The organism is Enterobacter sp. Cy-643 (genome assembly GCF_011752815.1).
Classification (GTDB): Bacteria; Pseudomonadota; Gammaproteobacteria; order Enterobacterales; family Enterobacteriaceae; genus Cedecea.
Window position 1 is genome coordinate 1,220,836 of the sequence record NZ_VWWV01000001.1, and the last position, 20,329, is coordinate 1,241,164.

Annotated in this window: 18 protein-coding genes; 8 read left to right on the forward strand and 10 right to left on the reverse strand. The window is 58.8% G+C overall.

Annotated features, from left to right (window positions below):
- Positions 1–2 precede the first annotated feature (2 nt).
- Genes F3J29_RS05625 through paaK form a run of 4 tightly spaced genes read left to right on the forward strand, consistent with a single transcriptional unit; the run spans position 3 to position 4,387 of the window.
- On the forward strand, positions 3–1,427 hold the full coding sequence (locus F3J29_RS05625; protein ID WP_166863690.1) for a 3-hydroxyacyl-CoA dehydrogenase: 1,425 nt from the start codon (positions 3–5) through the stop codon (positions 1,425–1,427).
- Positions 1,417–1,842 carry a hydroxyphenylacetyl-CoA thioesterase PaaI gene (gene paaI, locus F3J29_RS05630; protein WP_166863692.1) on the forward strand — a complete coding sequence of 142 codons (426 nt, stop codon included), beginning with the start codon at positions 1,417–1,419 and terminating at the stop codon, positions 1,840–1,842. The genes F3J29_RS05625 and paaI overlap by 11 nt, the downstream gene beginning before the upstream one ends.
- Positions 1,839–3,047 (forward strand): 3-oxoadipyl-CoA thiolase, encoded by a 1,209-nt coding sequence (gene pcaF / locus F3J29_RS05635; protein WP_166863694.1) that lies wholly within the window; start codon positions 1,839–1,841, stop codon positions 3,045–3,047. Before paaI ends, pcaF begins: the two co-directional genes overlap by 4 nt.
- 23 nt (positions 3,048–3,070) lie before the next feature.
- Entirely contained in the window at positions 3,071–4,387 is a 1,317-nt protein-coding gene (paaK, locus tag F3J29_RS05640; protein WP_166863696.1) for a phenylacetate--CoA ligase PaaK, read from the forward strand.
- Between the two features lie 69 nt (positions 4,388–4,456).
- On the opposite strand, the gene F3J29_RS05645 is transcribed toward paaK, so the two are convergent.
- The 9 genes from F3J29_RS05645 to F3J29_RS05685 form a co-directional block, all read right to left on the reverse strand.
- Positions 4,457–5,548: an alkylhydroperoxidase domain protein gene (locus F3J29_RS05645; protein ID WP_166863698.1), complete on the reverse strand. Its 1,092-nt coding sequence runs from the start codon at positions 5,546–5,548 to the stop codon at positions 4,457–4,459.
- Positions 5,545–6,591 carry a putative FMN-dependent luciferase-like monooxygenase gene (locus F3J29_RS05650; protein WP_166863700.1) on the reverse strand — a complete coding sequence of 349 codons (1,047 nt, stop codon included), beginning with the start codon at positions 6,589–6,591 and terminating at the stop codon, positions 5,545–5,547. Before F3J29_RS05650 ends, F3J29_RS05645 begins: the two co-directional genes overlap by 4 nt.
- On the reverse strand, positions 6,588–8,207 hold the full coding sequence (locus tag F3J29_RS05655) for a dipeptide ABC transporter ATP-binding protein (protein ID WP_166863702.1): 1,620 nt from the start codon (positions 8,205–8,207) through the stop codon (positions 6,588–6,590). Before F3J29_RS05655 ends, F3J29_RS05650 begins: the two co-directional genes overlap by 4 nt.
- Complete coding sequence (locus tag F3J29_RS05660) at positions 8,204–9,064, reverse strand: ABC transporter permease (RefSeq protein ID WP_166863704.1); 861 nt, start codon at positions 9,062–9,064, stop codon at positions 8,204–8,206. Before F3J29_RS05660 ends, F3J29_RS05655 begins: the two co-directional genes overlap by 4 nt.
- The gene (locus tag F3J29_RS05665) at positions 9,061–10,005 is read right to left on the reverse strand and encodes an ABC transporter permease (RefSeq protein ID WP_166863706.1); all 945 of its coding nucleotides are present in this window, start codon (positions 10,003–10,005) and stop codon (positions 9,061–9,063) included. The genes F3J29_RS05660 and F3J29_RS05665 overlap by 4 nt, the downstream gene beginning before the upstream one ends.
- 9 nt (positions 10,006–10,014) lie before the next feature.
- Entirely contained in the window at positions 10,015–11,640 is a 1,626-nt protein-coding gene (locus F3J29_RS05670) for a TIGR04028 family ABC transporter substrate-binding protein (RefSeq protein WP_166863708.1), read from the reverse strand.
- Positions 11,641–11,758: 118 nt separating this feature from the next.
- Positions 11,759–11,998, reverse strand: coding sequence for a DUF2554 family protein (locus F3J29_RS05675; protein WP_039302993.1), 240 nt, complete (start codon positions 11,996–11,998; stop codon positions 11,759–11,761).
- Positions 11,999–12,478: 480 nt separating this feature from the next.
- Positions 12,479–12,802 (reverse strand): AzlD domain-containing protein, encoded by a 324-nt coding sequence (locus tag F3J29_RS05680; RefSeq protein WP_166863710.1) that lies wholly within the window; start codon positions 12,800–12,802, stop codon positions 12,479–12,481.
- Complete coding sequence (locus F3J29_RS05685; RefSeq protein WP_166864975.1) at positions 12,802–13,461, reverse strand: AzlC family ABC transporter permease; 660 nt, start codon at positions 13,459–13,461, stop codon at positions 12,802–12,804. The genes F3J29_RS05680 and F3J29_RS05685 overlap by 1 nt, the downstream gene beginning before the upstream one ends.
- Positions 13,462–13,567: 106 nt before the next feature.
- Here F3J29_RS05685 and F3J29_RS05690 point away from each other — a divergent pair, with 106 nt between their 5' ends.
- On the forward strand, positions 13,568–14,116 hold the full coding sequence (locus tag F3J29_RS05690; protein ID WP_166863712.1) for a helix-turn-helix domain-containing protein: 549 nt from the start codon (positions 13,568–13,570) through the stop codon (positions 14,114–14,116).
- A gap of 38 nt (positions 14,117–14,154) precedes the next feature.
- Here F3J29_RS05690 and F3J29_RS05695 read toward each other — a convergent pair whose 3' ends face one another.
- A complete protein-coding gene (locus F3J29_RS05695) occupies positions 14,155–14,484 on the reverse strand; it encodes an SMR family transporter (protein WP_008461433.1) in 330 nt (109 codons plus the stop codon).
- Between the two features lie 316 nt (positions 14,485–14,800).
- Here F3J29_RS05695 and nfrB point away from each other — a divergent pair, with 316 nt between their 5' ends.
- Genes nfrB through F3J29_RS05710 form a run of 3 tightly spaced genes read left to right on the forward strand, consistent with a single transcriptional unit; the run spans position 14,801 to position 20,321 of the window.
- Positions 14,801–17,026, forward strand: a complete 2,226-nt coding sequence (nfrB, locus tag F3J29_RS05700; protein ID WP_166863714.1) for a cyclic di-3',5'-guanylate-activated glycosyltransferase NfrB — start codon at positions 14,801–14,803, stop codon at positions 17,024–17,026.
- Positions 17,023–19,407 (forward strand): NfrA family protein, encoded by a 2,385-nt coding sequence (locus F3J29_RS05705; protein ID WP_166863716.1) that lies wholly within the window; start codon positions 17,023–17,025, stop codon positions 19,405–19,407. The genes nfrB and F3J29_RS05705 overlap by 4 nt, the downstream gene beginning before the upstream one ends.
- Positions 19,407–20,321, forward strand: coding sequence for a DUF4434 domain-containing protein (locus tag F3J29_RS05710; RefSeq protein WP_166863719.1), 915 nt, complete (start codon positions 19,407–19,409; stop codon positions 20,319–20,321). Before F3J29_RS05705 ends, F3J29_RS05710 begins: the two co-directional genes overlap by 1 nt.
- Positions 20,322–20,329 lie beyond the last annotated feature (8 nt).

The window sequence follows — 20,329 nt, forward strand, 5'->3', positions numbered from 1 at the left end:
GCATGTTTACTCCCGAGGCCGTGATTGCGGTGATTGGCAGCGGCACCATGGGCGCAGGTATTGCCCAGGTAGCCGCCAGCGCGGGCCATGCGGTGTGGCTGTATGACATTCAGCCCGGTGCGGCAAAGCGCGCGATTGACGGCATTGATACCGCGCTCAGCGCCCGCGTAGCCAAAGGCAAACTGGACGATACGCTTCGCCAGTCGACGCTTGCCCGGCTGCATCCGGCAGAAACATTGGCAGATTTGGCTCAGGCCGCGCTGGTGATTGAGGCTGCCGCCGAACAACTTGACGTCAAGCAGGCTATTTTCCGTGAATTAGCAGCGGTTTGCGGCGCCGATACCGTCTTTGCCAGCAATACCTCATCCATTTCTATCACCGCCATCGCCAGCGGCATCAGCCATCCGGCGCGCGTGGTCGGGCTGCATTTCTTTAACCCTGCGCCGGTGATGAAACTGGTCGAAGTGGTCAGCGGCCTGGAAACCTCGCCGGAGATTGCTGAGCGGCTTTGCGAGCTGGCGCTGCGCTGGGGAAAACAGCCGGTGCGCTGCCATTCCACGCCGGGCTTTATCGTTAACCGCGTGGCACGGCCTTTTTATGCCGAAGCCTGGCGCGCGCTGGAGGAGCAGGTTGCCCCGGCGGCGGCTATCGATGCCGCGTTACGCGACGGGGCAGGCTTCCCGATGGGGCCGCTGGCGTTAACGGATCTGATAGGTCAGGACGTCAACTTCGCCGTCACCTGCTCGGTGTTTAACGCCTTCTGGCAGGAGCGCCGTTTCCTGCCTTCGCTCACCCAGCAGGAACTGGTCCTTGGTAAGCGGCTGGGCAAGAAAACCGGGCAGGGCGTTTATCGCTGGCCGCTTGAGGCGAAACCGGAGTTTCAGCCTCAAGTGCCTGCCGAATTTGCAGCGAACCAGGTCTCTCAGTCCGGTAAAAACCTTGAAATTGACGGTATCGTTGTCGCCATAACCCGCGGCATTACCGCCACCGCCATGTCGGCCGGGCTTAAACGCCCGGTGGTGCTGCGGGACAGGCTGGCCGAGTCTTCGCTGGAAGTGTTGGCGCCGTCGGCTTCGGTTACGCCGCAGCAACTGGCGAAGGTGACCCATTACTTCCAGCAGCAGGGCAAACAGGTGCTGGTGATTAACGACTATCCCGGCATGCTGGCCTGGCGCACCGTGGCGATGCTCGCCAACGAGGCGCTGGACGCGCTGCAAAAAGGCGTGGCCGCGGAAGCCGACATCGATACTGCCATGCAGCTCGGCGTGAACTATCCGCACGGGCCGCTGGCCTGGGGAGCCCGGCTGGGCTGGCAAAACATCCTCACGCTGCTGGAAAATCTGCAGCGCCATTACGGCGAAGAACGCTACCGCCCGACCTCTTTACTGCGCCAGCGCGCGCTGCTGGAGAACCAACATGAGCACTAACGCCTGGGATAACGCCCGCCTGATGTACGCGCGGGACAACTGCGCCAGACAGATGGGCATTGACGTGGTTGAGATGGGCGACGGTTTCGCGCTGCTTACCATGACCATTACGGAAGCGATGCTTAACGGGCACCAGACCTGCCACGGCGGGCAGCTGTTTACCCTGGCGGATACCGCTTTTGCCTACGCCTGCAACAGCCAGGGGCTGGCGGCGGTGGCCTCCGGCTGCAGCATTGAATTTCTGCGCCCTGGTAAGGCCGGGGATCGGCTTAAAGCGGTGGCCCGGGTGCGACAGCAGGGACGGCAGACCGGCGTCTACGACATCGAAATAATCAATCAGGACGAGAAGACGCTGGCGCTGTTTCGTGGCCGCGCGCATCGCATCGGGACGACGGTTGCGGGAGAAAAATTATGAGTCAGGCTTTTATTTGCGATGGGGTACGCACCCCGATTGGTCGCTACGGCGGCGCGCTTTCGGGCGTGCGGGCGGATGACCTGGCCGCGCTGCCGCTAAAGGCGCTACTGGCGCGCTACCCAAAACTCGACTGGAGCGCGGTGGACGACGTGATTTTTGGCTGTGCGAACCAGGCCGGGGAGGATAACCGCGACGTGGCGCGCATGGCGACGCTGCTGGCCGGTTTACCCCAGAGCGTACCGGGCACCACGATTAACCGGCTGTGCGGCTCCGGGCTGGATGCCGTGGGCTTTGCGGCTCGCGCCATCAAAGCGGGCGACGCTCAGCTGATGCTGGCGGGCGGCGTGGAATCTATGTCCCGGGCACCGTTTGTGATGGGCAAAGCCAGCTCGCCGTTCCAGCGCCAGGCCGAGATGTTTGATACCACTATTGGCTGGCGTTTTGTGAACCCGCTCATGGCAACACAATTTGGTACTGACAGCATGCCGGAAACGGCAGAGAATGTAGCGGAATTGTTAAAAATAAGCCGCGAAGACCAGGATCGGTTTGCGTTTCGCAGCCAGCAGCGCACCGCTCTCGCGCAGCAGAAAGGCATTCTGGCCGAAGAGATTGTGCCGGTCACGCTAAGCGGTCGCAAAGGCGCGGTGACGGAAGTAAGGGAAGACGAACACCCGCGTGCGGAAACCACGCTTGAACAGCTGGCGGCGCTAAAAACGCCGTTCCGCGCGAACGGTGTCGTGACGGCGGGCAATGCTTCCGGCGTCAACGACGGGGCGGCGGCGCTGCTTATCGCCAGCGAAGCCGCCGCGCTGCAGCATGGCCTGACGCCCAGGGCACGCATTGTCGCGATGGCGACGGCGGGCGTGGAGCCTCGCCTGATGGGCCTGGGGCCGGTGCCTGCGGTACGTAAAGTGCTGGAGATGACCGGCTTAAGCATCCACGACATGGATCTGATTGAACTCAACGAAGCTTTCGCCGCGCAGGCGCTCGGCGTGCTTCGCCAGCTGGGGCTCCCGGATGATGCCCCACATGTGAACCCTAACGGCGGCGCGATTGCCTTAGGGCACCCGCTGGGAATGAGCGGTGCCAGACTGGCGTTAACGGCCAGCCTGGAGCTGCACCGGCGCGGCGGGCGGTATGCCCTTTGCACCATGTGTATCGGTGTGGGTCAGGGGATTGCCCTGGTCCTTGAGCGTGTGAGTTAGTCAAACCTGCGAGTACCCTAATAATGATAACCTCTGAAACTAAGCTGGAATCGATTGAAACCGCATCGCTGGATGAGCTTCAGGCCCTGCAAACGCAGCGCCTGAAATGGACGCTGAACCATGCCTACAGCAACGTCCCGATGTATAAGCGCAAATTTGACGCCGTGGGCGTACACCCTGACGATTTTAAAGAGCTGAAAGATATTCGCCTGTTCCCGTGCACCACCAAGCAGGATCTGCGCGATAACTATCCTTTCGATACGTTTGCGGTACCGATGGAGCAGGTTGTTCGCATCCATGCCTCCTCCGGCACTACCGGAAAACCCACGGTTGTGGGTTACACCCAAAATGACATTGATACCTGGGCTAACCTCGTGGCTCGCTCGCTGCGTGCCGCAGGCGGAACGCCCAAAGATAAAATTCACGTCTCCTACGGCTACGGGTTATTTACCGGCGGGCTGGGAGCGCACTACGGCGCAGAGCGCCTCGGGGCGACAGTGATTCCGATGTCCGGCGGACAGACGGAAAAACAGGCGCAGCTGATCCGTGATTTTAAACCGGACATGATCATGGTCACGCCGTCCTGGTGCCTGAACCTGATTGAAGAGCTGGAACGCCAGATGGGCGGCGACGCCAGCGGCTGCTCTTTGCGCGTCGGGGTCTTTGGTGCTGAGCCGTGGACCAAAGCGATGCGGGCGGAAATCGAACGTCGCTTGGGCATTACCGCGCTGGATATCTACGGCCTGTCGGAAGTGATGGGGCCGGGCGTGGCGATGGAATGCCTTGAATCCCGCGATGGCCCGACGATTTGGGAAGACCATTTCTACCCGGAAATCGTTGACCCGCAGAGCGGTGTCCCGCTGGACGACGGCGAGCACGGCGAACTGCTGTTCACTACGCTAACCAAAGAGGCGCTGCCGGTGATCCGCTACCGCACCCGCGACCTCACGCGACTGCTGCCGGGCAGCGCTCGTACCATGCGCCGTATGGATCAGATTACCGGTCGTTCAGACGATATGCTGATTATCCGGGGCGTGAATGTGTTCCCGTCCCAGCTGGAAGAGGAGATCCTGAAATTCCAGCACCTGGCGCCGCATTATCAGCTGGAGGTGCACCGTCGCGGCCATCTGGATACCCTGGCGATCAAGGTGGAGCTGAAGGAGAGCAGCCTGTACCTCAGTCACGAGCAGCGCTGCGCGGTTTGCCACGAGCTGCGGCACCGCATTAAGTCGATGGTGGGGATTTCAACGGATATCACCATTGTGAACTGCGGCAGCCTGCCGCGTTCAGAAGGAAAAGCTATCCGGGTGTGCGATCTTCGTCAGGCGGCGAATCATTAATCATCCGTGACGGTTTCACTTAAGCGTGCCGGTGGATAATCTTTCCCCGGCACGTTTGCCTGCCTGCAATCAGTTAAATGGCTCACCCAATGTTAGCATCAGACGGTTGGCCCATGCGAAAAAGGCCGTGGACTGCACCAAATCCAACAACTCAAGCTCGCTTAATCCCCGTTCCCTCAGGGCCTGTATCTGCTGCGTATTGGCGCTCGCCGGAGTGGCGGATAGCGCCGCAGAAAAGTTAATTTCCGCCTGCCAGCGCGGGGACTGCCCGTCGCTCAGCGTCCCACCCGGCTCGATGGCAAGCAGACGTTCAATCGCGTCGTTCTGTTTTGACAGCTGACTGGCCTTGCGGGCGTGCACGGAGGCGCAATAAATGCAGCCGTTGATCTTGCTGGCAACCGTGGCGGCGAGTTCTCGCTCGGCGCGGGGCAAACCGCCCGGCGTATAGAAAATACCTTTGTCGGTAAGCGTGCGCTGTTCCAGCACCGGCAGATTGCGGCCCAGCAGGCGGAAATAATCCGAGTCCTGGTGCCCAAAACGTTTCAGGGTTTCCTGCTGGTCCGGGGCGAATTCCGCATAAGGCAGGGCGGCTATCCAGGGTTCCCAGTTAAGCTCGGCCTGGGTAAACGTCACCGGGGCGGATTTGCCGCTGGCGGTTAACGGCTGGCGGTGCCACTCGCCGGCGGCAGGAATGCGAACCTGTTCACCGTTTGCCTGTTGGCCGCCAATCAGGCGCAGGCCGCGCAGCAGTCGGCTCTGGAAGGCCACAAAGCCAATAATTTGTGACGCTGTCACAATTTCTTCTTCGCTGAAGCCCGCCTGAATCAGCGCTTTGACGTCCTGGGGGCCAGCCTGCACCGGCTGGAAACTCAGTTTCTCGGCATGACTGAGCCAGGTGCTGAAGCGTTCGCCGGCGGGTTTGCCTGCCAGCCGCTGGGTATAATGATCCGTGAGTCGGGCATCGTCGTGCCAGTCCGCCACTCGCCTGGCGAGATGTAGCCTGTCTACCAGCGTCAGGCCACTTGAGCTGGACTCGCCGAAAAGCGCCTCATAGCTTCCCTGCGCGTGGGTTGTTGCCGCCTCGCGGGTTTCCCGCGCTTTTGCAAGCGCGGTGCCGGGAATGACGTTCGCCAGATGATTGAGCAAATCCGAATGACTCATAATGACTCCTTAGACAATGACGATATAGAGGTTGGGCGGGCGCTGCTGCGAACCCAGCCGAGCGCCGGGGCAACCTGCTGCGCCAGCAATTCAATAGAACGCAATATGTAAGCGTGCGGCGGATCGATGGAGTGTACCTGGAACGAAAGGTCGGTCACGCGCTGGAGGGTGCTGTCGCGCGTCAGCGAGGCAATGACCTGCTGCGGCGTACCCAGGTGAACGTCAAACGCGGCAATATGGCTATCCAGGGTATCGCCCGGCACCGGATGCCCCTGCGCCCGGTGCTGCTCTGCCTGCTGGCGCAGCCCTTTGGCCGCGAGCTGCCTTGCCAGCTCGCCGTCGTCGGTGACAAACCCGGTTCTGGAGCCCAGGATGCGAGGTTCAACGCCGTCGGGCAAGGCGTCCAGATAGGCATCGATGATCGGGTTTTGTATCTCATCCAGCGGGGTATCCAGCGCGCCGGCCTGGCGAGGCTGAGTGCGGGAAAGCATCAGCCCGTCGCCCGCTTTTCCAGCCCGCGCGCCGCCGTCAACGGAAAAAGTCGCCTGCCAGATGCGGTTTTTTAACTGCGAAGAGGCCGGGTAAAGATGATTATCCGTGCCCGAAAGCGGCTCGTCGTTCAGAGCTGAGCGCAGTGATGCGAGGTTGTCGGCGTAAATTTTGCCCCTGTCCGCGCTTTGTAACCCAAATGCCGGAAAGGAGCCCGGCGTACCGCCGGAGCCTACCCCAAGCTCAAATCGCCCGCCGCTCAGCAGATCCAGGACAACCGCGTCTTCGGCCACGCGCAGCGCGGATTCCATCGGCAGGGTAATAATCCCCGTTCCCAGGCGAATACGCCGGGTGTGTGCCGCCACGTGGCTCAGAAACACTAGCGGGGCGGGTAGGCCGCCTTCGGCTTCGTGGAAGTGGTGCTGCGCCACCCAGGCGGTATCAAACCCGTGCCATTCGGCGTGAATAATTTGCTCCGTTGCCAGCCGGTACCGTTCGGCTGCCGGGGCGTGGTCAAGCAGGCGGGTAAAAAAGCCCAGTCGTTTGAAGGTCATGCAACGTCCTTATGGTCAAAGCCAATATCGGGAATAGCGTTCAGCAACTGCCAGGTGTAATCGCTGGCCGGAGCGTTAAATACGTCGGCAATCAGGCCGTTATCCACCAGTTCTCCGGCGCGCAGCACCGAAACGCTGTGCGCCAGCTGGCGCACGGTAGCGAGGTCGTGGGAGATAAACAGGTAGCTGAGGCCGAGCTGCTGCTGCAAATCGTCGAGCAGGCGCAGAATCTGTGCCTGCACAGTGACATCCAGCGCAGAGGTGGCCTCATCCAGCACCAGAATTTGCGGTTCCAGAATCAGCGCGCGGGCAATAGCCACTCGCTGCCGCTGCCCGCCGGAAAGCTCCCGAGGTTTGCGGGTCAACGCCTCCAGCGGGAGCGCCACGCGTTCGGTAATCGCTTCTACTTTGGCGCGCCGTTCGGCCTTCGACAGCTTGCCGAAGTTAAGCAGCGGCTCCTCAATGATGCGAAAGAGCGTCTGGCTCGGATCGAGCGAGGCAAAGGGGTTCTGGTACACCAGCTGAATTTTCTGCCGGAGCTGGCGGCGTGCTTCCGGGCTGAGATCGGTGGTGTCGATGCCGTCGATCAGCACTTGCCCGCTGTCCGGCTTCTGGAAGCCAAGCAGAATGCGCGCCAGCGTAGATTTACCGGAACCGGACTCGCCAACCAGCGCGTGGGTGGTGCCTTTGGCTACGGTAAATGACACATTGTCCAGAGCCCGGAGCGTCTGGTCACTGCCTTTCCCCAGGGAGAAGTGCTGGCTGAGATTACGGATTTCGATGGCCGCCGTTTGTGGGGCGCGTAAAGGCCAGGCTCGGAGCGTGCGCGACAGCCCTGGCGCATCGGCAAACAGCTGGCGGGTATAGGGGTTTTTAGGCTGCTTCACAACGTCTGCCGTTGGACCCGCTTCCTGAATTCGTCCGTCGCGAAACACCAGAATACGGTCGGAACGCTGGGCGGCCAGCGCCAGGTCGTGCGTCACAAACAGCACCGCCGTACCGGACTCGCGCCGCAGGGTATCCAACAAATCAAGAATGCGTTTCTGCACCGTAACGTCCAGCGCGCTGGTCGGCTCATCGGCGATAATCAGCGCGGGTTTCAGGGCGATAGCCATGGCGATCAGCACCCGCTGTTTCATCCCGCCAGAAAGCTGGTGCGGATATTGTCCCGCGCGCTGCGCCGGATGGCTCAGACCCACTTTTTCAAGCAGCGCCACAACCTGGCTTTCCCGCTCGGCTTTAGGCAGTCGGGTGTGGAGTTTTAGCACCTCTGCCACTTGTTCGCCGATGGTTTTTACCGGATTCAGAGAACTGCCCGGATCCTGCGGGATCAGGCTGATGCTGGCTCCGCGCAGGGTATCGAGCTGGCGTTCAGACCAGCGGCTGATGGTTTCCCCGTTGAGCTGAATTTCACCGGATTCAATTACGCCGTTGTCGCCCAGCAGCCCAATAATCGACTGGGCGAGGGTGGTTTTCCCTGAGCCGGATTCGCCCACAATCGCCAGTACCTCACCGGCGTTCAGGCTAAAGGAGGCGTTATGCACCACGCGTTTGTTACCGTCGCGCTGGCGCCAGGCGATGCTCAGATCGGTGATTTTTAGCAGCGGCGTACTCATGACGATCTCCGGGCAAAATGGTGGCTAAGACGGTTGACGGCAAGCACGACGGCCACGACAACCACGCCGGGGAAGGTGGAAAGCCACCAGGCCGTTGCCAGGTAGTTCCGGCCTTCGGCGATCAACAGGCCCCATTCCGGCGTCGGCGGCGGCGTGCCGTAGCCCAGAAAACTCAGGGTAGACAGCGCCAGAATGGCGGAGCCGAACTGCAGCGCGGCAAAGGCGAACACCGAGGTCAAAGCATTCGGCAAAATATGCCGCCAAAGCACCTGCAGGAATGTGCCCCCGCTGCCAACCGCCGCCTCGACGTAATCGCTGTGGCGAATGCGAACCACTTCTGCGCGGGCGAGGCGGGTAAAGTTCGCAATAGACGTCACGCCCACGGCAATAGCGGCGTTTACGGTGCCGAAACCAAGCAAAATAATCACGCTAAGCGACAGCAGCAGGCCGGGAATGGCCAGCAGCACATCCACGCCGCGCATGAGCGCGTGTTCTGTTTTACCGCCGGTTGCCCCGGCCAGGACGCCAAGCGCGGTGCCGACCACCAAACCAAGCGCTACGGCCACCAGCGCGCCGGAGAGCGAATGTGATGCGCCCCAGACGATTCGCGCGTAGAGATCGCGGCCAAGCTGATCGGTGCCCAGCCAGTGTCCGGCCTGAGGCGCAAGGCGCTGCGCGCCCGGGACGCCTTCGGTTGGGCTCCACTGGGTGAATAGCGCCGGGAACAGCGCCCAAAGCGCGACAATAATCAGCGTTAACCAGGCCAGCCAAAGACCGGGCTGAACGTTAGCGCGCAGGCCCGAAAAGCGGCTTACCGCCCGGCGCGGCAGCGGAGTATTAATATCAACGGTCGTCATGCGATGACTCCCCGAATAGATTTAAGGCGCGGATCGAGCAGGGGATAAAGCACATCCACTAGCAGATTAATGGCCACGAAGCTCAGGGCGGAGATCATCACCACCGCCTGCAGCACGGCGACATCCTGATTATTCACCGCCCGCTGCGTAAGCTGGCCCAGGCCGTTAAGGCCAAATACGGTTTCGGTGATCAGCGCCCCGGCAATCAGCTCGCCCAGCAGCAAACCGGCCACGGTCAGCACCGGCAGCAGGGCGTTGCGGGCTACATGCCGCCACAGTACGCCGGCGCGGCTGCCGCCTTTTGCCCTGGCCACGGCGACGTACGGCTGAGTCAGCACCTGGTCGATATTTCGCATCAGAAGCTGGGCCAGCGGGGCGCTAATGGGCACCGCAAGCGTGGCGACCGGCAAAATCAGCCCCTGCCAGAAACCGGGATTGATCACCGGAATCAGCCGCCACTGGAAAGAAAACAGCTGGATAAGCGCAATACCGAGCCAAAACGTCGGCACGGCAATGAACAGCGCCGGAAGGTTGGCAAATAGCGTTCTCAGCCAGCGAAGCGGAGCCAGGGTGGAGGCCGCCGAAATGCCCACGGCGAGAATGATCGCGGCGGCGAACCCCAGTCCGGCAAGGCGCAGCGTTGAAGGTAGATTGGCGGCAATCAGCTGACTGACGGACACGCCAGCCTCGATGGAGTAGCCAAACTCCCCTCGCAGCATATGACCGAGGGTCGTCAAATATTGCTGCCAGAGCGGGGTGCTTTCGCCATAGATCACCCGCATCTCCTGAATTTGTTCGGCGCTGAGGCCGAGATCCGGGTTCTGGAATTTGATCAGGACGGCATCGCCCGGCAAAAGCTGCAAAAGAATGAACGACACGCTATAGGCCGCCCACAGTACCAGCAATGCCTGGGCCACGCGCCCGGCCAGATAACGTGTCATGGTTGCCCCTTAGTGTTTTTCAAGCCAGGCGGCGTAGAACGACGGGCGCCCAACCGCTTCAAATGCCACGCCTTTCAGCCACGGCGCACCGGCAAAAACCTGCGGCTCTTCAAAGATCGGGATGACGTAGGCCTGGTCTATCAGATAGCGCTGGGCATCGCCCGCCAGCGCCAGACGTTTCTGTGGATCCACTTCAGAAGAGATCCCCACCAGCAGGGCATTCAGCTTGTCGTCGGTGAACTGCGAGGTGGCGCTGAGGCCGCCTTTTTGCAGCAGCGCATCGCGGTTGGCCGGGTGAAACTGGCTTTTGATCACGTCCGGGTCGGCGCGGCCCACTTCGATGACGTTTACTCCGGTTTTTTGCGGATTGTTGGTGTCCAGCACGCGGCTGCCTGCGTCCCCGGCGCGTACGCTCAGGCCCACGCCGATTTGCTTCCACTGCTGGGCAACCAGCTGCAGCACTTCTTTGTTCTGCGGCTGCGGCAGGGATTCGTAAATGGTCAGCGCCAGCGGCTTGCCGTCTTTCTGGCGAACGCCGTTGCTGCCTTTTTTCCATCCGGCTTCATCGAGCAGCTTGTTGGCCAGCGCCGGGTCATATTTCAGCTTATCGCGCAGGTCAACATAGCCCGCTGCGGTGCTGGCGATCACCGACGTGGCAACCGGGTAGTTAGCGGAGAAGAGGGTGTCGACAACCTGCTGAGCGTTGGTGCCGTGGAGCAGCGCCTGGCGAACGTTGACGTCAGCCACCAGCGGGTTATCCGGGCGTAGCGCTATGCCGTCGTTCACGCCCCGGGTAGGTGCCGCGTAGATCGGGAACTTTTGATCGGTGGCCTGTTTTTCGTCATAAGCCTGCACCTGACGAATAAAGTCCGCCTGGCCCGCCAGCAGCGCGCCGATGCGCACGCTGTCCTCCGGCGTCACCAGAATCTTAATGCCGTCGAGGTTAGCGGGTCCCTGCTGAGGGCTGTTTTTAGGCCCCCACTGGTAGTTTTTTCGCGCCACCAGATCGACTTCGCGGCCCAGGGTTTCGTTTTGCACCACGAACGGACCGGAACCGATGATATTGCGGGCATCGCCCAGTTCGTCAAAGGTGCGGGACAGCGTTTTCAGGGAAACCAGGCCGGAGCCGATGGTGGCCGTGCCCTGTAAAAAGCCCGGCGACGGTTTTTTGAAGAAGAATTTGACGGTCAGCGGGTCAATAACCTCGCTATGATCGTAGTTGTTGATCACCTCCGATACCGGCAGGCGCAGGGCTTTGTTACCGAGGCCGTAGGTATCGAAGTTTTTGGCGACTGCACTGGCGTCCAGCGGGGTGCCGTCGGAGAAAGTCACGCCAGGGCGCAGCTTGAAGGTGTATTCGGTTTTGTCGGCATTGCTGGTCCAGGATTCGGCAATCCACGGTTCTACTTCCAGCGTTTTTGGGTTTTGCCAGGTCAGTTTGTCGGTAATTTGGTTCAGAATGCCGCCGTTCGGGTAAAAGCCCCCGGCCGGAGGGTAAAGGTTGGTGTGAGCCTGTTGTTCCAGGTAGATCAATTCCCCGCCTTTTACCGGGGCGGCGCTGGTGTTAAAAGCAGCAAAGGCCGCTGCTAATGCCAGACCGCGAGCGATCGTGTTCTGGCGAAGCGATGATGGCATGGTGTTATCCTTTATTGTCTGATTGTTAGCGGCGCGCGCAGCGCCTTGAAACCCATAACAACTCAGGCAATAAAGGATGAGAACGAAGAAAATTTACTAACGATTGCTGAAAATCGACTTAACGCAAATAGGTGGCTGGCCGCCTGTGGGTGACCGCATGATGGTGTTCGCGAAAATCATCAGCGGAATCTTCTGCCGCCTGGCGCAGTTCATCGCTGTCTGCCTGGTGGCTAAGCTGAATATCCATATCTTTCACCACGAAGTATTCATGTCCGTGGCGTTCAGCCATGGTCTGGCCGGAGAAGAGTGCGGTAACAATTAATAACAGGATAATGTTGAGTGGTTGTTTTATTGCCATCTGGCCACGCCTCTTTGGTGTTTTTCTTAAGCCATTGTTGTTTGTTCCCCTCACCCTAACCCTCTCCCCTGAGGGGAGAGGGGACAAAAAAATTCACCGCAGTTTGTTTTCTCCTCTGCGGAGTAAGGACGCTGTTTGCTGTTTTTTCCCTGGCTCCTGAGGGGAGAGGGGACAAAAAATTCACCGCAGTTTGTTTTCTCCTCTGCGGAGTGAGAGCGCTGTTCCTGTTTTCTCCCTGGCCCTGAAGGGAGAGGACGCTGTTCCTGTTTTCTCCCTCTCCCTTTTGGGGAGAGGGCCGGGGTGAGGGGCGGTGTCAGCACGGAACCTGGCTACTCTAGCGATAATCCCAGGGCGAAACTATTCGGCAAATCAAAAGTGATTTAAAGGTTTGTCAGCAAGGTAAAAACGAGCAAGGAAGGCGTTTTGTTGCGCTGCGGTTAAGGCGGGATATGCGAAGGGCCGCGCAAAAGCGGCAGCCCATCAGTGAAGACCGGCGAGGCGCAGGAGCGCGGTAACCAGCGCCGCGGCGATAATGACAAAAATCAGCGGTACTTTGCGCCAGGCAAGGATTACGGCCACGGCAACGCCTGCAAACCTGGCGTATCCGGCGAAGTGGGCGCCTTCAAAAAAGGTGGTTGCCAGCGCCACCGAAAACAGCAGGGTCGTTGCCCCGTCGTTAAGCAGTTTTTGCGAACGTTCGGAGAGCGCCAGTTTGCTGCCCAGTTTTGCGCCACTGAAGCGCATTAGCCAGGTTCCCGCAGAAAGCACGGCCAGGGCGGCAAGCACGGTCAATGTATTGGTCATTATTTTTTCCTCGCCAGCAGGCCCAGCATTGAAAGCAGTACCGGCAGCCCAACGGGGGCGAAAGGCGTGGCGGCAAGGGAAATGGCGGCTCCGGTCGAGGCGCGAACCAAAGTGGTGCGGCTTTTAAACGCCGGGATCACCAACGCCAGCAGAATCGCCGGGAAAACGGCATCCAGCCCGATAACCTCCGGGGAGGGAAGCAGACTGCCCACGCCTGCGCCAAGCAGCGTTCCTGCGGGCCAGAAGAGCGCGACGCCAGCCCCGCAGAGCCAGTAGGCGGCTTTGCGTTTTTCAGGCGTGGTCTGAGACAGACCGAACACCACGCTCTCGTCGTTCATGATATGGCAGCCCAGCAGGCTTAGCAGCCGCGTGCCTACCAGTTCCCTTACGGCGACGCCAAACGGAATATGCCGGGCATTAACCAGCAGGCCGGCCATCGCGGCGGCAAAAGGATTCCCGCCGCTGGCAATAATGCCGATAAACATAAATTCGGATGCCCCCGCCAGCACGACAAAAGAAGCCAGAACCGGTAGCCAGAGTGGGAACCCGTAGGCCATCGCCAGCGAGCCGTAGGAGACGCCCACGACGCCGACGGCCAGGCAGACCAGAAATATCGCTTTTTTGGTGTCTCCGGGCAGGGTGCGGAGATGTTCTCGCATCATCTTATGTTTTCCATATCGAACGAAATCGCCATTATAATGACCGCAATCTGTTACCATATCAAGCGAACGAATCGTTCATTTTAACGAACAGTGGGGGAGTTTTATGACCCAGCCAATAGACACCATCGCAAAAAGTTTGGTGCGGGAACGCGGGCGGACGGGGCTGTCGCTGGCGGAAGTCGCCCGCAGGGCCGGAATTGCGAAATCCACGCTTTCACAGCTGGAAGCCGGGAACGGTAATCCTAGCCTGGAGACGCTTTGGGCGCTGTGCGTGGCGTTAAATATTCCGTTCGCCACGCTGCTGGAGCCGCAAAGCGCCCGGACGCAGATTATTCGCCGGGGCGAGGGCAGCCGGATTGCCGCCGAACAGGCTAATTATGCCGCTATTCTGCTGGCAACCTGTCCACCTGGCGTGCGTCGGGATATCTATCTGGTTGAGGCGCAGCCCGGTACGCCAAGGCTATCAGAACCGCATCCGCCGGGCTCGGTGGAGCATATGATTGTCACGCAGGGGCGGGCGCTGGTTGGCCTGACGGAGTCTGCCGCGGAGCTGGGCATCGGGGACTATATTTGCTACCCGGCAGATCAGCCGCATATTTTCCGGGCGCTGGAGCCGGATACGATGGCCATCATGGTGGCCGAGCAAAATTAACAGCCTCGGGCTGCCGGTATAAGGCAGCCCGGGCAGCATTAATGAGCAACGGATTTAGAAAAGAGGTTAATAACCAGTACACCGAGTATAATCAGCGCCATCCCCGCCAGCGCAGGCCAGTCGAGTTTCTGCCCAAGGAAAAGCCAGCCAATCATGCCGATCAGCACGATGCCGGCACCGGACCAAATGGCATAAATGATCCCGGTTGGGATAGTGCGCATGGTAATAGACAGCGCGTAAAATGCGACGGCATAAAAAAGAATCGTGACAACGCTTGGCCACAGGCGGCTGAAACCATCGGAAAGTTTTAACGCGGTGGTAGCAATCACTTCGGCAACGATGGCGAGAATAAGCCAGCTATAGGTCATGTCGGTATATCCAGTGAGGGTCGGCGGTTGCGGAGCGCTATTTTGACCTGGTGCCGTATTTTTCGAAAGACGGGCAGGTAAAAAGGTGAATTCATCCAGACGAATGTTTATGAACTGTTTAATTTGTTAATTAAAGAATCTTACGCTGGTTATATGGTTAATGAGTAGTGCCTTTAATGTTGAGGAAAGAAAATAGCAAAATATTATCCTTTGTAAGATTTTCCTGATCAACTATGATACCGGTAACATTTGAGGCTGACCGTACGCCTGCGATGTCGTGTAGTGTCGTTAACGATAAATAACCTCGGGGTGAGGCATGGACTGGTTAGTAGACTATTTTTCTACTTATCTGTATGGGTTGAAGGTCATAGCGATTGGGTTGGCGATTCTGATGCTTATCAGCGGAATCGACGATCTGTTTATTGATATTGTGTTCTGGCTCCGTCGCCTTTGGCGCGCCTGTACCGTCTATCGTCGACATCGTCATTTAGGCTATAAGCAGCTGTATGAACCGCAGGAAAAGCCGCTTGCCATTATGGTGCCGGCCTGGAACGAAACCGGCGTCATTGGCAATATGGCGAGCCTTGCGGCAAGCACGCTCGACTACGAGAACTACCATATTTTTGTCGGCACGTATCCTAACGATCCGGACACGCAGCGCGACGTCGATGAGGTGTGTGCCCGTTTCCCTAACGTGCACAAAGTGGTTTGCGCCCGCCCGGGTCCAACCAGTAAAGCCGACTGCCTGAATAACATCCTTGATGCGATTTTGCAGTTTGAGCGTAACGCCCGGTTCTCCTTTTCTGGGTTTATCCTGCACGATGCAGAGGATGTCATCTCCCCGATGGAGCTGCGCCTGTTCAACTATCTCGTTGACCGTAAAGACCTGATTCAAATCCCGGTTTACCCCTTCGAACGCAGCTGGACGCATTTCACCAGCCTGAGCTATCTCGACGAGTTCTCCGAGCTGCACGGCAAAGATGTCCCGGTGCGTGAAGCGCTGGCAGGCCAGGTGCCAAGCGCTGGCGTCGGCACCTGCTTCAGCCGCCGCGCGGTGCTGGCGCTCCTTGCAGATGGTGACGGTATCGCCTTTGATGTGCAAAGTCTGACCGAAGACTATGACATCGGTTTCCGCCTGCGGCAAAAAGGGATGGAGGAGATATTCTGTCGTTTTCCGGTGGTGGACGACACCGATCGTGCCGCAAAGCCCTTCGGCCAGCGCAAACGTACCGCAAAAGTGATCTGCGTGCGTGAGTACTTCCCGGATACTTACACGACGGCGGTGCGCCAAAAATCCCGCTGGATTATCGGGATCGTCTTTCAGGGATTTAAGACGCATCGCTGGAGCAATAACTGGGTACTTAACTACTTCCTGTGGCGCGACCGGAAAGGCGCCGTGGCTAACTTCCTGAGTTTTGCCGCCATGCTGGTGATGCTGCAGCTGGTGGCGCTGTTAATCTATCAGCGCAGCGTAGAAGGCGCCTGGCAGTTTCTGTCGATCTTTGTCGGCGGCGCATGGCTCAGTACCCTGCTGTGGATAAACTTTTTCCTGATGGCCAACCGAATTTTACAGCGAATAATTTTCGTCACCGGTTACTACGGCTTAGGACAGGGACTGATGTCCATTCCGCGCCTGTTCTGGGGGAATTTAATCAACTTTATGGCCAACTGGCGTGCGATTCGTCAGGTGATCCAACATGGTGATCCGAGGCGCGTTGCCTGGGATAAAACAACCCATGACTTCCCGACCGTCAATACCCGTAACCGTGCCCTGCGTCCGCTGGGTGAAATTCTGGTCAGTCAGGGCGCTATCAGCGAAGAGCAACTGATGGATGGGCTGCAAAACAGAATACCCGGCCTCAAACTCGGGGGCAGCCTGGTTTATCGCGGGGTGATTACGTCCCAACAGTTAGCGCGTGCCCTGGCGGAACAGGCAAGCGTGCCGATGGAAATCATCGACAGCCGTCGCTTAGATGAGTCGCTGGTTAAATCGGTGTCGGCAAACGTGGCGCTGCACTACGCGGTGCTACCGCTGCGTGAGGAGCAGGAAACGCTGATTTTTGCGAGCGAAAGCGCCATTGACCCCGTTTCTCTTGCTGCGCTGGGACGCAAAGTTCAGCGTCCAGTCAGCTACGTTATCGTGCCGCGCGGTGAAGTTGTGGTGGGGCTACGTCGATGGTATCTCCAGGCCGACAACGACCCGTCGGAACTGCTCAGCAGAGCGGTAAATACCGAAATGTTAAGTCCGGAGCAGGCCGAAGCTATCTGGCAGGAGTATGTCTCCGGACAAATTTTGTTTGCCGAAGTGCTGATTACGGAAAGTCACCTGGATGAGGCGGTCCTGAAAGCGGTACTGCTGCGCTATGAACGCAGCGAAATGCAGTTTGGTGACTTCCTGGTGCAGGAACAGGTTGTCGATCAACACGCGGTCGATCACGCGCTGGAACAGCAGAAAATACTCCAGCCTTCTTTGAGTGGGCTGATGCATAAAGCCGGGTTAAGCAGCCTGCAAATCTCCAGCCTTGCGGGAGAAATAGCATGAAGTTCTGCCTTAAACCGTTAGCCGTTTTGACATGCGGCCTGATGATCGCCGGGTATTCCCTGGCGGCTACCGAAGGCTCGAAAGAAGATCTGGGGTTGAGCGATTACCGCTATTTCAAGGTGTATCCCCACATTGAACGTGCGCAAAAAGCGCTGAAAGCCAACGATGAGCAGCGTGCCATCAGCAGTTTTCAGCACGCCCGCGAGCTGGCTCCGGATAGCGTTCGACTGACGCTCTGGCTTGCCGAAGCGTATCGCCATTTTCATCATGACGATAAAGCCATAGCGCTGCTGAATGAGCAGTTGCGCAAAATGCCCGGCAACGCCCAGGTCCGTCAGGCGCTGGACGCTATCCCCCGGCCGGCCAAAAATGTGACCACTCGGGAGCAACTGCTGGCATTTAATAATGAGTGCAACGCTTCTCCTTCCGTGTCGTGCCGCGCTGAAGTGGGTAACTTTGCCGTTCAACTTGGGGCGCTGGATATCGCGCTGCAGCAGTTTAACGACGATGCGTTTCGCACCTCGCCCTCGGGTCACACGCTGATTAACAACCTGACTCAGCGCGCTATTTATCTGCAGGAGTGGCAAACGGCCGATCGCGGCTTTGCCCTGCAGGACAGGCTGGCGACGCTGAGCGAAGAGCAGTATCAGCAGTGGTTTGCCATCCTGCTTCATCTGGGGCGCGATCGCCGTATTCTGGATCTCCAGCAGCAGGGCGTCATGAACACCCCGGGTATGCAGCTGGCCTACGCGCAGTCCCTGGCGGAGCGCAAGAAACACCCCGAACTGGAAAATTACCTGTCCAGCCACAAGCCTGCCTTTGATACGGACAGTGAGAAGCATAACTGGCGCTATCTGATGGTGACGTGGGGCGGGATGAAGTTACCTGAGGCGGCGCTGCCGGTTGTGAAGCCAAAACCGCTTTCCGCCGCTGAAATCCGTATGGCCCAGGCCCGCGTGCTTAAAGACCAGTGCGATAAAGTCATCACCCTCCTGGGCGACATGTCGCCGCAGTACGATGCGCAAAGCTGGTCGCACCTTGCGGAATGCTACCAGCAAACCGCACCGGGAATGGCGCTGTATGCCGCCCGGCAGGCTCAATCCCGCGATGCTAATCCTTATTACGCGCGGCAGGTGGCTTATCTGGCGTTTGCCGTAGAAGACTACGCGCTGGCGCAAAGTAGCCTGCGGAGCGTGCCGGTTAAAACGCTTAGCGATGAAGATATTCGTGCCGCAGCGCGCAGCGCCTGGCTGGCGAAAGACAGCGCTGCGCTTGACTACTGGAGACAGGTGGCCTGGCAGCGAGCCATGCCGGAGCTGAACTTTGAGAGCCCGCCGGAGCAGGATCACGCCACGCGCGGTTTTGCGCTGTTTAAAGCGGGCGATATGCCCGGCGCGCGCGGCGAGCTGGAGCAAGCGTTGCAAACCATGCCTGACTCGCCGGAAATCCTGCGGCAGATGGTTTATATCAACCAGAGGCTGGATGACAAGCCGCAAACAAAACGCTACAGCGAACGCGTGGTGGATGATATCGACCATACGCTGACCCCGTCCAAAGGCTTAACCGACGCGCAGCAAAAAGAGCGCTTTGCCTTCCGCCGCGTGCACGAAGATAGCCAGCGACGCTGGACATTCTCCTTTGACAGCTCGCTTGGCCTGACCTCCGCCTCTAAAAATGAAGCGGGCGCGGGCAGCGGCGTCTCACGTGATAGAAGCAACCGTAGCTATGGCCAGGCCGAAGCTGAGTACCGGATCGGCCAGAATCAAATTCTGAATGGCGATCAGCTTTCGGTTTACACCCGTCTGTTTGGCGGCAGCGCCGGGCACAGTAATATCGCGCCTGTCTACCAGCCGATGGTGGGAATGGGCGTTCGCTGGAAGCCATTACGTGAGCAGGTTATTTATCTGGCGGTGGAGCAGCAGCTTCCTCTCGATAAGGCGGCCAATGCCCGGACGGATATGATGCTGCGAGCCAGCGCTTCGTTCCTGAACGGCGGGGAGTACAGCGATGACTGGCATCCGCTGGGTAAAGGCTGGTTTGCGCAGAACCTCTATCTGGACGCGGCACATTTCGTGAAATACGACTATCAGCTGTACACGGCCGACTATCGCCAAAGCTGGCACCAAAAGGTTTCGGATCGACAGACGGTCGAACCTTACTGGCACCTGCAGTACAACAACCAGACGCGGCATTCACGCAGTGCGGATAACAGGCTCGGCGGCGTAGGCGTTCGCTATAACACCTGGTTTGGCGAAACACACTATGATGCTTATCCCCACAAGGCGAGCGTGGGGCTGGAATACCAGCGGGTATTCGACGGCCGCAATCGCGATATAGATTCCAAAAACAGTCTGTTCCTTACCATAGGAGTGCGTTGGTAATGAAATTTACTCCAGCATTAACGCTGGCGGCCGTGCTGTTTTGCCCGGCGTCTGCCTTTGCCATTAACGCGGTAATGTATCAGCCCCAGCTACGTGATATGTCGATGACCGACCCGCAATGGACCACGATGCTGGCGCAGCTGAAGCAACAGGGCATTGATACTCTGGTCTTTCAGTGGAGCCGCTACGGGGACGCCTTCGCCGGCGGGGAGTCGCAAAACTGGCTGGAAGGCAAGGCGCGTCTGGTCAAAAGCAGCGGGCTGAAGCTGGTGTTGGGCCTGGCCGCGGACGATAAATTCTTCGAACGGCAAAATCAGCCGCTCGCGGCGCTGGAAAATTACTTTAACCTGCTGCGCGCCCGGGACGTGGCGGTTGCCACGCGCTGGACGCAGGTACTCGGGGCTGAAAACATTGCGGGCTGGTACATCAGCAGCGAACTGGACGACCGCCGCTGGCGAAGCCCGGATATGCAGCAGGCCGCGCTGGCATGGCTGACAAAAACCCATGAGTCTCTTGCCTCGGTGGCCGATAAACCGGTTGCCGTCAGCAGCTTCTTTGCCGGCAATATGTCGCCGGATGGCTACCAGAAATGGGTGACCACCCTGAGCCACAGCGGGGTGAAAATCTGGGTGCAGGACGGAGCGGGGACGGGGGTGTTAACGCCTGCTGCGCGAGCGCTGTACCGGCAAACGCAAAGCAGCGGTGAGGTGATCGAACTCTTCCGTCAGGATAAAAATACCGCTCACTTTAGCGCCGAGCCTGTTTCTACTGCCGAGCAGAAACGCGTAATGTCTGTCAAACCCGCAGCGGGGCAGGACAGAGTGTATTTTTCGCTGCGTTATTTAGAGGTTGCCGCTGGAATATTACAATATCGTAATGTGCCGCAGGCCAGCGTGAAAACAGAAGTGAAATAAAAATGAAT